The 11,474-nt window shown below is 53.5% G+C and carries 18 protein-coding genes and 1 pseudogene; 12 read left to right on the top strand and 7 right to left on the bottom strand.

What is annotated here, in order from left to right; translation table 11 throughout:
* Positions 1 to 43 precede the first annotated feature (43 nt).
* The 4 genes from N6G83_RS46470 to N6G83_RS46485 form a co-directional block, all read right to left on the bottom strand.
* On the bottom strand, positions 44 to 832 hold the full coding sequence (locus N6G83_RS46470; protein ID WP_047722707.1) for a site-specific integrase: 789 nt from the start codon (positions 830 to 832) through the stop codon (positions 44 to 46).
* Positions 829 to 1,158, bottom strand: coding sequence for a hypothetical protein (locus tag N6G83_RS46475; RefSeq protein ID WP_032700767.1), 330 nt, complete (start codon positions 1,156 to 1,158; stop codon positions 829 to 831). Before N6G83_RS46475 ends, N6G83_RS46470 begins: the two co-directional genes overlap by 4 nt.
* 228 nt (positions 1,159 to 1,386) lie before the next feature.
* A complete protein-coding gene (locus tag N6G83_RS46480) occupies positions 1,387 to 1,995 on the bottom strand; it encodes a hypothetical protein (RefSeq protein WP_032700768.1) in 609 nt (202 codons plus the stop codon).
* Between the two features lie 62 nt (positions 1,996 to 2,057).
* Positions 2,058 to 2,411 (bottom strand): hypothetical protein, encoded by a 354-nt coding sequence (locus N6G83_RS46485; protein WP_032700769.1) that lies wholly within the window; start codon positions 2,409 to 2,411, stop codon positions 2,058 to 2,060.
* 577 nt (positions 2,412 to 2,988) lie between these two features.
* On the opposite strand from N6G83_RS46485, the gene N6G83_RS46490 reads away from it, so the two are divergent.
* The 5 genes from N6G83_RS46490 to N6G83_RS46510 are packed head-to-tail and all read left to right on the top strand — an operon-like array spanning position 2,989 to position 4,839.
* Positions 2,989 to 3,237: a hypothetical protein gene (locus N6G83_RS46490; protein ID WP_032415726.1), complete on the top strand. Its 249-nt coding sequence runs from the start codon at positions 2,989 to 2,991 to the stop codon at positions 3,235 to 3,237.
* Complete coding sequence (locus tag N6G83_RS46495) at positions 3,234 to 3,806, top strand: hypothetical protein (RefSeq protein WP_260524209.1); 573 nt, start codon at positions 3,234 to 3,236, stop codon at positions 3,804 to 3,806. Before N6G83_RS46490 ends, N6G83_RS46495 begins: the two co-directional genes overlap by 4 nt.
* Before the next feature lie 30 nt (positions 3,807 to 3,836).
* Positions 3,837 to 4,331, top strand: coding sequence for a hypothetical protein (locus tag N6G83_RS46500; RefSeq protein ID WP_064177596.1), 495 nt, complete (start codon positions 3,837 to 3,839; stop codon positions 4,329 to 4,331).
* Positions 4,332 to 4,391: 60 nt separating this feature from the next.
* Positions 4,392 to 4,595, top strand: coding sequence for an HHA domain-containing protein (locus N6G83_RS46505; RefSeq protein ID WP_004213596.1), 204 nt, complete (start codon positions 4,392 to 4,394; stop codon positions 4,593 to 4,595).
* 13 nt (positions 4,596 to 4,608) lie between these two features.
* Complete coding sequence (locus N6G83_RS46510) at positions 4,609 to 4,839, top strand: hypothetical protein (RefSeq protein WP_049118762.1); 231 nt, start codon at positions 4,609 to 4,611, stop codon at positions 4,837 to 4,839.
* A gap of 132 nt (positions 4,840 to 4,971) precedes the next feature.
* Here the strand turns inward: N6G83_RS46510 and N6G83_RS46515 are convergent.
* A protein-coding gene (locus tag N6G83_RS46515; protein WP_260524210.1) for an IS3 family transposase occupies positions 4,972 to 6,200 on the bottom strand; the annotation gives its coding sequence in 2 pieces (ribosomal slippage) (positions 4,972 to 5,885 and positions 5,885 to 6,200; 1,230 coding nt in all).
* 244 nt (positions 6,201 to 6,444) lie between these two features.
* On the opposite strand from N6G83_RS46515, the gene N6G83_RS46520 reads away from it, so the two are divergent.
* The 5 genes from N6G83_RS46520 to N6G83_RS46540 all read left to right on the top strand — a co-directional run bounded on the left by N6G83_RS46520 (position 6,445) and on the right by N6G83_RS46540 (position 9,225).
* Positions 6,445 to 6,714 (top strand): hypothetical protein, encoded by a 270-nt coding sequence (locus tag N6G83_RS46520; RefSeq protein WP_032716477.1) that lies wholly within the window; start codon positions 6,445 to 6,447, stop codon positions 6,712 to 6,714.
* Positions 6,702 to 7,922, top strand: coding sequence for a hypothetical protein (locus tag N6G83_RS46525; RefSeq protein WP_220983084.1), 1,221 nt, complete (start codon positions 6,702 to 6,704; stop codon positions 7,920 to 7,922). The genes N6G83_RS46520 and N6G83_RS46525 overlap by 13 nt, the downstream gene beginning before the upstream one ends.
* 133 nt (positions 7,923 to 8,055) lie before the next feature.
* On the top strand, positions 8,056 to 8,550 hold the full coding sequence (locus tag N6G83_RS46530) for a DNA-binding protein (protein ID WP_114268524.1): 495 nt from the start codon (positions 8,056 to 8,058) through the stop codon (positions 8,548 to 8,550).
* Positions 8,551 to 8,593: 43 nt separating this feature from the next.
* Entirely contained in the window at positions 8,594 to 8,947 is a 354-nt protein-coding gene (locus N6G83_RS46535) for a hypothetical protein (protein ID WP_032716473.1), read from the top strand.
* Between the two features lie 74 nt (positions 8,948 to 9,021).
* On the top strand, positions 9,022 to 9,225 hold the full coding sequence (locus N6G83_RS46540) for an HHA domain-containing protein (RefSeq protein ID WP_003026790.1): 204 nt from the start codon (positions 9,022 to 9,024) through the stop codon (positions 9,223 to 9,225).
* 70 nt (positions 9,226 to 9,295) lie between these two features.
* On the opposite strand, the gene N6G83_RS46545 is transcribed toward N6G83_RS46540, so the two are convergent.
* Together N6G83_RS46545 and N6G83_RS46550 are read right to left on the bottom strand one after the other, a co-directional pair.
* A complete protein-coding gene (locus N6G83_RS46545) occupies positions 9,296 to 10,195 on the bottom strand; it encodes a DUF6685 family protein (protein WP_032716472.1) in 900 nt (299 codons plus the stop codon).
* Between the two features lie 283 nt (positions 10,196 to 10,478).
* Positions 10,479 to 10,847 (bottom strand): hypothetical protein, encoded by a 369-nt coding sequence (locus N6G83_RS46550; protein WP_032242306.1) that lies wholly within the window; start codon positions 10,845 to 10,847, stop codon positions 10,479 to 10,481.
* Positions 10,848 to 10,990: 143 nt separating this feature from the next.
* Here N6G83_RS46550 and N6G83_RS54995 point away from each other — a divergent pair.
* Both N6G83_RS54995 and trbK-alt read left to right on the top strand, forming a co-directional pair.
* Positions 10,991 to 11,071: pseudogene (locus N6G83_RS54995) on the top strand (P-type conjugative transfer protein TrbJ); the annotation flags it as partial.
* Between the two features lie 10 nt (positions 11,072 to 11,081).
* Positions 11,082 to 11,471 (top strand): putative entry exclusion protein TrbK-alt, encoded by a 390-nt coding sequence (gene trbK-alt / locus N6G83_RS46555; RefSeq protein ID WP_103243966.1) that lies wholly within the window; start codon positions 11,082 to 11,084, stop codon positions 11,469 to 11,471.
* Positions 11,472 to 11,474: the final 3 nt, after the last annotated feature.

Here is an 11,474-nt window from a genome sequence, read left to right on the forward strand (position 1 = left end):
TCAGCGGCGAGCAGGACGTTCGCCAGCATCATTCCCCTCTACACTAAGTATTCCCTTTCAGCATGGCCACCGCATCCGCTTCGGGCATCTGGAACTGAACTCGATGACGCGCAGCAACATCAAGTGCGAACACCTTCGTATAGACTTCCGTCGAGCTAATCGATTTGTGGCCCATCAGGCTCTGCAGCACTTTCAGCGGAATACCGGCGTACAGCATGTGCATCGCGTAGGAGTGACGGAACGTATGGGGGGTCACCGGTACTGAGAACGTCACCCCGTCGGCCGCTGCGGCCTCCACCGCTTCGCTAAGCCAGGTGCGAACGGTACGGTCTGTGATCTCCCAGATACGCGCCTTCTCTATTCTGCCGGTGCGCTTGTTTCGTCTTTCCAGCGGAATTTTCAGGGTGGCCACCATCATCTGCAGCTGGCTGACGTACTGGTGATCGGAGAGGGGAACCAGGCGATGGGCCTGACTGCCTGCAGGTGCTCTTCCTGCCGTTCTGGCCGCTTTCTCTGTACGCTGCTTGAGGGTGGCCAGCTGAACAAACGGATACGGTGGAGCCAGCGAAAAATCTCCCCTGGTCAGCGCCAGGGCTTCGTTAATCCGGGCGCCGGTATTCCAGAGCGTCGCCAGCAACATCTTGCGATGAAGATCAGGCACATAGTGGAGCAGGGCACTCACTTCCGGCGCCAGCAGGTATTTCGGCAGCTCATCCTGTACGAGCGCCATCTGTCGCAGGGCCAGTGCCGCCGGATAGTCGACAGCGACCGGCAGCTGCGATGGGATCACACCAGAGTGTACGCCGGGAATGGCCGGAACAGGTACCGTCATTGCGCGTTCTCTGTCCCCGTAAAGCGTTCAAGCCAGGCAACAGCGGCCACGGCGTAGTTTTCGCCGGCGTCGACGTGGATCTGCCCCTGCTGTTCCAGCTGCCGGCCCGTATCGGCCAGTCGGTTTTGCAGGGCCAGCAGGCTGTCGGTCATCGAGGCGTACAGGCAGGCCTGATGGATCTGGCGGGTGAAGTCATCAACGGGCACGCCAACCAGCGCTTTGTCAGGCGTGGGGCGCTGAATACCGTCTTTTTCTGACTGCAGCTGCAGACAGCGTGTCAGCAGTTCAATGGTCTGGTGTGAAACAGAATTGTTGTTATCACTCATATACATATACCTTTATCATTCGGGTTTTCTCTTTTTCGTACAGCATTGACATTTCGTCAAACATCATCACATGACGGGTGCGCTTTCCGCGAAAGATGCGTCTTACCGTGGCAGGGCGGCCATCGAGCCCTGAGAAGTAGCTGAAGGTATGAGGCCTGTCATAATCGATATCTCCGTATCATTGGGTGTTCAGGTAAGTCTGATGGAGTTTCGCACCGTTTCTGGCTGTCAGAAGCTGCCCAGAATACTATTCCATTCGGCGTTACAGTCCAGCAGGTACCGGAGGCGGTTATCTATTCCATCCAGTAAATCTGAAGCCTCCCCCATTTTTTCCCCGAAGCGACGAGTATTAACGTAATGGATCCCCTCGAGGCTGCGGGTGCCGTCATTTCTCCGGGCATAACGGAAATCTGTCGCCCGTTCATCCACCTGGTGAAGAGCTTTAACCACCTCTTTGACGATTTTAAAATCGGAAGGCCGGTAGCTGTCATCAACGTCCAGGATCAGCTTTTGTGCCAGCGGCCATAAGGTATTCAGGTTATGGTCATCTTTTTTGTACTGGCGTTTATCCGGCTCTTCTGTCAGTGCCAGAGCCAGCCCAATAATTTGTTTGATAATGAGTTCGATGTGATGCCTGTAGAGAAACAACACCGGATAAACCAGAAAATCCTGGTCCCGCCCGGATTCATCAATGTGGTTAATCAGAATATCAGCAGCCCGCCTGTAACCTTCGGTGTAAGCTGTACCATGATCCGGCATGTAATTCAGGCAGGCATTATTGTGCCAGTCGCTGTCGCTGGCCAGCAGCCCCGGTTCTGACGTTTTTCCCTTTTTCATTTCAGCTCCAGAATCTTTTAACAGCCCCGGTTCGGTACCTTATCCGGAAATCCCGCACTCAGCTACGGTTGTTCAGCTGCAGCTTTTGCGATCTCATCCACTGCTTCCCTTACCGAAAAGGATAATTTGTCCTTCGGTGAAAACTGCACCCAGTAGCAGAGATGCGATGCCCAGGTCTGGCCATTCTTGCGTGGTTCATAATCAACACTGAATGCGTAAATCACTCTGTTACTCAACTCCCAGTTTGTGACCTCACAGTACCGTGTATAGAGCTCCAGCAGCTCATCAAAGAACTGACCTTCCCGGAGCGGGCCAGATCCCTTTACAGCCTCACGCTGATCCATGAAATAGTCCACAGCGGCTTTTTTGGACGCAAACTCCCTTCCACCGATTTTGACCTTAACGGAACGTCCCATCCTGACCTCCTTTCTGGTTTGCAGGTTAATAATCACTCAGAGCAATTATGATGTGCAGCATCATTCACTGTCACTTAGGTGATTCTCCCTGTCGTAACATTTTCATTATCTAATAATTAGCAACCTTATAACAACACCAGTAAATTACCGGATGCCGGTTTCTGGTGGATCCGACTTTTACGCTATCTGAGACTTTCCGGAAGTGTACCACGGTCAGGAAAGAAGCAAAGCGGTGTTTACTGGCGCGGTGACACCCGCCCGCGCTGAACAGCGCGGGTGCCGCGTAATGGAAAAATAACAGTTTAAATACAGTGTATTGCATCTGATAAATCCGCAGGCATGACCGGACAAAAACGACGCAGAGGGGTGAAGATCCGGGACAGCCAGAAATCGGATCTGCACGGCGGGAAACCCGCAATGGATATGATAATTTGGCATCTAACATAAAATCATACTTAATATGATATTTAGCATTAACAATTTAATCATATCTGATATTATTATCACCAATTCAGTATGAAATCATTTGAAGTTTGATTTTATACTTAACCGGACATTATCAAACGGGGCGGGCAGGATGGATGACGAAATGATGTTTTCGCTCAGCTATGAGCAAATGACGCAGATGGCAGAAGAGGAAATAAAGCAATGCGATTTTCGCAGGGATGGCACCCATTATGTCTGGGAAGTGAACAAGGCTCATGACATCCTCCGCTTCTGGTATCTCCTGGCGCTGCGCGGACACACGGGCCTGGCCACCACGCGGGTCGAAGCAGACTATAAACGGTTAAAAACGCTCATTTCTCAGAGGAACGAGGGACAATGATGCGGGAAAAATCCCGACGTCCGTCGCCGCTGCAGCGGCGGGTGCTGATTGTGCTGGCCGCCCTCGGTGCAAAACGTCCGGGGCCGGTGGCGACGCGGGATATTGAGCGGGTGCTGGAGCAGGGCGGGGACGCCCCGGTGTACGGGCCGAACCTGCGCGCCTCCTGCCGGCGCATGGAAGCCGCGGGCTGGCTGCGCACCCTGCGCGCCCCGAACCTGCAGCTGGCCGTCGAGCTGACGGAGGCCGGTCGCGGCATTGCAGAACCGCTCTTCCAGGCAGAAAGCAAGGCTGAAACGGCACGACAACGTCTGACAGACGTCCGGCGTCTGCCGTTACGCCAGACGGCTGCCGGTGACGCGGTGGAGCTGCAGCTGGATGACGGCCATTACACCATCAGGGAAGCGGCCTACGTGATCCGTCTGGACGGTACCACCTGCCTGCAGCTGACGGATGCCGGCGGCATACGCCGGATAAAAGAGGGCGATCCCCTTCAGGTGGCCAGCTGGTATCAGACCTGTTTTGATGCAGGCCTGCCGGTCACCGTCCAGGTGAATGAGAGCCGGGACTGATCGCCACCACACAAGGAATATGAGCATAAAATGAAAGTCACTGAACCCGGGCTGAATAAGCTGATCGATAACCTGAACACCCTGATTTGCGAGGACAGCCTGCTCACGCGCCAGGAGCGTGAAACGCTGGTACTGGCCGTCGCCGCTATCGGCGTCATGAAAGCGCGCGTCGGCTTGAAAAAAGGCGATGCGCCGGCCGTTGCCAGACGGGAAAAAAGGGAGAAAAAAGACCGCCAGCCTGATCCGCGTTTTCCGCGAGCCGGTCATCCCTGGCAGGAAGACGAAAAAACCTTACTGAGTGATGCGCTCGATTCGGTACCGGACGAAGAGATTGGCAAGCATCTGTTCTGGCTTTCCGAGAAACTGGGCAGAACGCCTTTCAGTGTTGCTTTCCAGATCGCGGCAATCAGGGAGCTGAAGGACGGCTGGGAGGAGCAGTTCAGGGAGATTTCGGATAAAATTCGCTTGTCCGGCCTGAGCATCAGTGATTATCTGAAGCAGAACGGCACGGGCCATAACGCCTGAAAGAAATTTGCGTTATTTGTAAAATTAAATACCAGGGAAGCCTCAGGATATAAAAAACTAATGACGAAACAGGAATGGATTTTACGACTACGGCGCTGTACATCGAAGGAAACCCTGGAAAGGGTTATAGAAAAAAATAAATATTCTCTGTCAGATGATGAGCTTGAGCATTTCAATGCCGCGGTTGATCACCGGCTGGCGGAGATGACGATGGGAAAGTTGTATGACCGGGTACCGCCAGGTGTCTGGAAATTTGTGAAATAGAACAGGTGACCTTATGAGTTACGGCTGGCTCTTCGAAAGTCCGGATGATGACATTTCGGGTGATAATCATATCAATCTGGAACACCTCCCTCCTGAGCTAAAACAGGTTGCTATCCAGATAGTACAAAATCAGTTTGATCGTGATACTGCAGAGAAAAAACTTGCAGAATTAATCCAGAAACTCGAGTTTGATATAACTGCAGCAGAACTGTCAGCATATCTTTTTAAACCGGGAAATGCCTGACGGCTTACCCGGTAGCGATAAGAGGTATGATTAAACGTCAGATTGCCTTTAGTGTGTAGTTAAATCATAATCACAACAGCGTTAATCTGAAACTGATATTGCCGGAGGGGATCATCATGACTGGATTTGCCCCTATATTTCCAGACACCTGTTATCACTTAACCCATTACTGGCCCGCTGCCGCAGATATTCCCGTGGCGAGCGATAACCCAGCGCACTATGCGGATGCCATTCGTTATAATGCTCGAACGCCTCTGCAAGGTTCTTTGCTGCCGTTAACCCGTCTGGTTTGGGCATGATACTTATGTAGTCACGCTTTATCGTTTTCACGAAGCTCTCTGCTATTCCGTTACTCTCCGGACTCCGCACTGCCGTGTTCTTCGGTTCAAGTCCCAACATCCTGGCGAACTGACGTGTTTCATTCGCCCGGTAGCATGAACCATTATCCGTCAGCCACTCCACTGGAGACGCCGGAAGCTCGCTGTCAAAGCGGCGTTCCACTGCTCCCAGCATGACGTCCTGTACTGTTTCACTGTCGAAGCCACCCGTTGTGACCGCCCAGTGCAGTGCCTCACGGTCACAGCAGTCCAGCGCGAACGTGACCCGCAGTTTTTCTCCGTTATCACAGCGGAACTCAAACCCGTCAGAGCACCATCGCTGATTACTTTCTTTCACAGCCACTCTGCCGGTATGTGCCCGTTTCGATGGCGGTACAGCGGGTTTTCGCTCAAGCAACAGCGCATTCTGGCGCATGATCCGGTAAACACGTTTGGCATTGATCGCAGGCATACCATCAAGTTCTGTTTGTCTGCGAAGCAGCGCCCATACCCGACGATAACCATATGTGGGCAGCTCTCCGATAACATGGTGTATACGGCGAAGCACATCCGTATCATCCGTGTGACGGCTGCGGCGGCCGTCCTTCCAGTCATCGGTTCGTCTGAGAATGACGTGCAACTGCGCACGCGACACCCGGAGACAACGGCTGACGAAGCTTACTCCCCATCCCCGGGCAATAAGGGCGCGTGCGCTATCCACTTTTTTGCTCGCCCATATTCAACGGCTTCTTTAAGGAGTTCATTTTCCATCGTTTTTTTGCCGAGCAGGCGCTGGAGTTCTTTAATCTGCTTCATGGCGGCAGCAAGTTCAGAGGCAGGAACGACCTGTTCTCCGGCAGCCACAGCAGTAAGACTTCCCTCCTGGTATTGCTTACGCCAGAGAAATAGCTGGCTGGCTGCCACACCATGTTGCCGGGCAACAAGGGAGACCGTCATTCCCGGTTCAAAGCTCTGCTGAACGATAGCGATCTTTTCCTGTGTAGTACGCCGTCTGCGTTTCTCCGGCCCTAAGACATCAATCATCTGTTCTCCAATGACTAGTCTAAAAACTAGTATTAAGAATATCACTTATTTAAGTGATATTGGTTGTCTGGAGATTCAGGGGGCCAGTCTAGGATCTGTGAGGCGGGAAATCCGCAAGAGATATGATAATTAAAGAAAATGCATAAAATCATACTGAGCTGGCATGATGTTTATCATTTTATATCAGAATCATACGAAGTATGATTTTTAACTAAACCGGAGATTATCAGACGGAGCGTGCAGGATGGATAACGAAGTGACGTTTTCACTCAGCTATGAGCAACTAACCACCATCACTGAACAGTACATCAAAACATGTATTCAGAATGCGACCGGGACCTCCGGCCGCGAGGCAGAAATTGAAATGGACTGGGCACGCGCCACCCTGGATTACTGGTATCTGCTTACTCAGGCCGGAAAAGCACCGGATACTGTGGTGGAAGCCGATCGTCTGCGAATGACGGAAATGATCTGGCGCACAGCTTCTGAGGAGGAACATGCATGCCGGCAGTAACCTCACGCCGGCCGTCACCGCTGCAGCGGCGGGTACTGATTGTGCTGGCCGCCCTCGATGCGAAACGTCCGGGGCCGGTGGCGACACGGGATATTGAGCGGGTGCTGGAGCAGGGCGGGGACGCCCCGGTATACGGGCCGAACCTTCGCGCCTCCTGCCGGCGCATGGAAGCTGCGGGCTGGCTGCGCACCCTGCGTGCCTCGAACCTGCAGCTGGCCGTCGAGCTGACGGATGCCGGACGTGCGCTGGCCGCCCCGTTTCTCGCTGACGAAAAGGCGCGCGTCCTGGCGGAGCAGCGCGCGACGGCGATCCGGGTTCTGCCTCTGGTCCCGCCTGTCCAGGCAGATGAGGCTGACGACCGGCCGGTGGAGCTGGACGGTCGCTGGCACCTGGCGTTGCGGGGTGACTACGTGATCCGTCTTGACGGCACCACCTGCCTACAGCTGTGGAATGCGGCCGGGCAGGTGACACGCCTGGAAGGCGACGCCCTGCAGGTCGCCACCTGGCTGCAAGCCTGCCACGATGCGGGGATTGCGGTCCGGGTGCAGATCAATGAGAGCGCCACGCCAGAGGAGGGCACGCGGAACGTTACCGCGCCGGCGGACCAGACCGGCACCTGGTACCGCCAGCTGGACGCCGGGCTGCAGGCGGAGGGGATCACCGGCCTGAATGAGGAGATCAGACAGGCTGTTATATTGCCTGACGAGGCGCTCCGCGACCTGCCGGCGCCGGCGCGCCTGCTGCAGGTTCTGCGCGACAGTCCGGAGGCGCTCCCGCTTACGGCGGCAGGCTATGAGGATGACAGAGAAGCCGCGCTGGCTGATCTGCTGGCCCGAGCGGGATTCACCGCCGACCAGGCGCAGGAGCTGCAGTGGCACCGCATCCGCTGGCCGCTGATGAGTCAGGAAGAATTTGACCGGCGCGAGCTGAACAGTCTGCTGGACGACTTGGAACAACTGCAGCTGTACTGCAGGCGTGATCAACTGGTGGACATCGTGTTTTCGCCGGTGCGCAAACCCGGCGAGAGCTGGACTGAGCGTCTGCAGTGGCTGCTGATGACGGACGGATTCGGGTTCCGCAGTCCGCTGTCCCGTGAAGCGGCCTCCCGGGCGCTGGCTATCCTGGCCGGTTACACGGGACGGGAGGTGGCGGAGCATCTGGCCACGGTGATGGTGTGGAACGACGCCGAAGCAGGAGAGAGGTCTTGAGCCCGTTGTCTTCAGCAGGCCACGTTCATCTTAGCGTGACCGGCACGCGCTGCAAAACCTGGCTGACGGTCTCCGGCCTGGTGCATGAGAACCGGGACCGTCCCCAACCACCACAAGGAACAAGAGCTGAACAATGAAAGTCACTGAAACCCGACTGGACACTCTGATCGATAATCTGAACACCCTGATTTGTGGTGATGATCTGCTCACCCGACAGGAGCGTGAAACCCTGGTGCGGGCCGTGGCGGCCATCGGCGCCATGAAAGCACGCGTCAGCATGAAAAAAGGCGAAGCGTCGGATGTTGCCAGACGGGAAAAAAGGGAGAAAAAAGACCGCCAGCCTGATCCGCGTTTTCCGCGAGCCGGTCATCCCTGGCAGGAAGACGAAAAAACCTTACTGAGTGATGCGCTCGATTCGGTCCCGGACGAAGAGATTGGCAATCATCTTTTCTGGCTTTCCGAGAAACTGGGCAGAACGCCTTTCAGTGTTGCTATCCAGATAGCAGCCATCAGGGAGCTGCAGGCCGGGTGGGAGGAGCAGTTCAGGGAAATTTCTGATAAAATTCGTTTGTCCAGCCTCAGTATCAGTGACTATCTGAAAGAGAACGCCTCAGGCTTGAACACCTGAATGCCACGTGCGTTATCTACAAACAATAATATGTGGGGCAGTTATGAAAGCAGCGGTATGGGCAGTGGTTTATTCAGCGATATGTATTCTGGTCTTTTCGGGATGGGTGGCCTGCTTTGCGCAGCATGCTCCCTTCAACGGGCATGAGCATGATTTGACTTTAAAATATCTGCTTAATTTATTTTGTGTGTATGTTTTGATGGAACCCTTCTACCAGTTCTTTCAGGTGACTGAATATTTTAAAGCAATTCTGGTTCTGGAAGATAAAAGCGGCCAGTCGATAAGTTTTTATAATGAGATTCCTGTTATGTGGATATATAGTCTGTCCGCAGTTCTAACTTCTGTGGTTTATCTCATATACGCAAAATGGTTTGTTCGTAAAAGAGTACAAAGATAATAGTCCGTTGATGACTGACTTTAATACTTAGAATATTAGAATTTCAAACAGTACACAGAACCTGCAGAGAAAAAATGACCAAAAATGAATGGATTTTACGATTGAGGCGCTGTACTTCAGGGGAAACGCTGGAAAAGGTTATTGAAAAAAATAAGTATTCGCTTTCAGATTCTGAACTTGAGCATTTTAACGCTGCCGTGGATCATCGCCTGGCAGAGCTGACAATGGGGAAATTGTATGACAAAATCCCCCCTGGTGTATGGAAATTTGTGAAATAGACTAAAGATGGGGCGACGACCTCGCCCCTGTGTTTATCCTGGTAAAAGTAACTTTTACTCGTGCCCTGGACTATTTCAGCTCACTCAGCTGCTGACTGAGTGACGGAAATCCTGCCTGCGCCAGCAGGCGTGATACGCGCGCCGGAGCCGTTTGGTGCCGCTCCAGCCAGATAACCCGGAAATGCTGCTCGTCTCCATTTTCCCAGTGAGGAGGATTGGATACGCCAAACGGGCATTTCAGTCGCAATAGCGCGTCTTTAAATTCGCCATAGACAATTCCCTCCGGTACCAGGAACAAATCCCACTGCGCCGTCAGCTGCCGTATTTTTTGCGGATTTATACTATAGGTGTTCAACTGGCCTGTCAGAGAAACCGGCTGACTCAACTGTGTTGCCAGGAAACGGGCTGCTGCAAAATGGTGGGCGCCGTCGACATTGTTCCAGTAAAGCCGGGCAGGCATCCAGGTAAACTGGCTGAATACCATCTCTGACAGCCGTAAGCCGTGGTGGCTGAGATTACGGTTTAACCGATCTCTGGTCAGTGGTATTGCCAATTCCTGGCAACACTGCTGCGCAAACGCATCCAGGCTGGAGAGCTCCTGGTCACAATCACTCGATGCACTCAGTCCCCCAACGGCCGTAATATCACAACAAAAACTTTCTGAGGTCTCGCTGTTTATCAGCCCATCCAGCTGAGGAATATGGCGCTGGAGGTAATCATAATCACCGTCGTGGCCGAGACGCAGGTAGCGAATACAGTGTTTTTCGTATTCGAGCCAGGTTTGCCAACAAACCACGGAACGCAGCCAGAACGTGTTCCGCAGTTGCGGGTGACTCACTGGCAAAATCCCGTTGTTTAGGCGACGGCGCAATGTGGCCGGATATCCCAGCGAATTTAGCAAGTCATCCAGGATGCCGTGGAGGATTTTACGCCACAGGGGCGGTGAGCTGCTTATTTCATCATCCATCATATCAATGATCCCAATTCAGTTCAGTTGCAACTGACCAACAGTTGTTGCTCGGGTCCGCTTGGAAAAAGGAAATTATCCTACGTTAAGCGTTTTAAGCTAACGGGTGATTTCGTTCCATTGAGCGCGAACCCCTGACCGTAAGGGATGTACGAAATGATCCGGCTGTCCGTTAATGGTTTTGCTTACTTTCGGACATGTTGTCTACATGCTGTACGTAATCGTTCGGTTTCGGACGTTTAAGTCACATGCACGTTAACTGTCGGTATTCATCGCCTCACTAGTACTACTCTGCTAGTTCATCATGTTCTTCGAGAGCATATTCAAAATCGGCAACAAGCAAGAAATTTTCTATCCTATAAGCCTGATTTAACTTAATTCGTTGGTATCTTTCGTTCAATAATCGCCATGCTGTTTTCCGTAGTACCATCGGTACGGATTCATCTTTTAAAGTACGCATGAGCACAGAACAGGTTGTCAGAAAAGCAGCGTCCTTACGTTTTCGGTAATACGCATCAGTCGAACAAACCGCAATGATCTCGATTGATTCAGGGTGATGACAGATAGCATTAACCGTAGTTTGTTCATGTATCTGTGCCTTGAGTTCAGCCTGAATTTTTGATTGATGATACATAGCCTTGAGATAGCTAAACATGATTTCCCCATCAAACAGTAAGTCGTGTCAATTCCTAGAGTTAACACATTTCTGATCATGACTCACACGTTACGTTCAGTCGGTAGCCATCTGTGCAAAAAATGCGCTTAGCGTAGGATAATTTCCTTTTTCCAAGCGGACCCCGCGAACAGCGCCGACGGTTCCTGACGCCGGGCACCGGCTATCAGCCCGGCAACGCCCGCATGTTCCCGAACGGCAACTGAGGGCGCGGCCATGGACGGCAAGATGCTCGCACGGCTCGGCGCTGTGGTGTTCGTGGCCGTCGCGATCACTGCGACCGCGATCGAGATGAACCGGAAAGAGGAAGTGCGGGAGGCGTGGCCGTCCGACCGGACCACCCAAGCGCAGGGCGATCCGTTGCGCGACGAAATGATCCGCTGCCAGGTGCTCGGCGAAGCGGGGCCGCGCGATCCGGCGTGCCTGCGGGCCTGGGCCGAAAACCGCAACCGCTTCCTCGCGCCCGGCGCGCGACCTACCGAGCGCTTGCCGGACATCCCGCCAGCGCCGCGAAACACTCTCATACCCCAATCGGACCGCACCGATCAGCCGGCCTTCGAGCCCGCCGCACCGATCGCGCCGCCGCAGCTCGACGAGGCGAGATAAGAT

It is taken from the genome of Serratia sp. PL7 (assembly GCF_945957435.1).

Coding starts and splice junctions, on each gene's coding strand:
- N6G83_RS46470 (WP_047722707.1), bottom strand. CDS start 832: ATGACGGTACCTGTTCCGGCCATTCCCGGCGTACACTCTGGTGTGATC.
- N6G83_RS46475 (WP_032700767.1), bottom strand. CDS start 1,158: ATGAGTGATAACAACAATTCTGTTTCACACCAGACCATTGAACTGCTG.
- N6G83_RS46480 (WP_032700768.1), bottom strand. CDS start 1,995: ATGAAAAAGGGAAAAACGTCAGAACCGGGGCTGCTGGCCAGCGACAGC.
- N6G83_RS46485 (WP_032700769.1), bottom strand. CDS start 2,411: ATGGGACGTTCCGTTAAGGTCAAAATCGGTGGAAGGGAGTTTGCGTCC.
- N6G83_RS46490 (WP_032415726.1), top strand. CDS start 2,989: ATGGATGACGAAATGATGTTTTCGCTCAGCTATGAGCAAATGACGCAG.
- N6G83_RS46495 (WP_260524209.1), top strand. CDS start 3,234: ATGATGCGGGAAAAATCCCGACGTCCGTCGCCGCTGCAGCGGCGGGTG.
- N6G83_RS46500 (WP_064177596.1), top strand. CDS start 3,837: ATGAAAGTCACTGAACCCGGGCTGAATAAGCTGATCGATAACCTGAAC.
- N6G83_RS46505 (WP_004213596.1), top strand. CDS start 4,392: ATGACGAAACAGGAATGGATTTTACGACTACGGCGCTGTACATCGAAG.
- N6G83_RS46510 (WP_049118762.1), top strand. CDS start 4,609: ATGAGTTACGGCTGGCTCTTCGAAAGTCCGGATGATGACATTTCGGGT.
- N6G83_RS46520 (WP_032716477.1), top strand. CDS start 6,445: ATGGATAACGAAGTGACGTTTTCACTCAGCTATGAGCAACTAACCACC.
- N6G83_RS46525 (WP_220983084.1), top strand. CDS start 6,702: ATGCCGGCAGTAACCTCACGCCGGCCGTCACCGCTGCAGCGGCGGGTA.
- N6G83_RS46530 (WP_114268524.1), top strand. CDS start 8,056: ATGAAAGTCACTGAAACCCGACTGGACACTCTGATCGATAATCTGAAC.
- N6G83_RS46535 (WP_032716473.1), top strand. CDS start 8,594: ATGAAAGCAGCGGTATGGGCAGTGGTTTATTCAGCGATATGTATTCTG.
- N6G83_RS46540 (WP_003026790.1), top strand. CDS start 9,022: ATGACCAAAAATGAATGGATTTTACGATTGAGGCGCTGTACTTCAGGG.
- N6G83_RS46545 (WP_032716472.1), bottom strand. CDS start 10,195: ATGATGGATGATGAAATAAGCAGCTCACCGCCCCTGTGGCGTAAAATC.
- N6G83_RS46550 (WP_032242306.1), bottom strand. CDS start 10,847: ATGTTTAGCTATCTCAAGGCTATGTATCATCAATCAAAAATTCAGGCT.
- trbK-alt (WP_103243966.1), top strand. CDS start 11,082: ATGGACGGCAAGATGCTCGCACGGCTCGGCGCTGTGGTGTTCGTGGCC.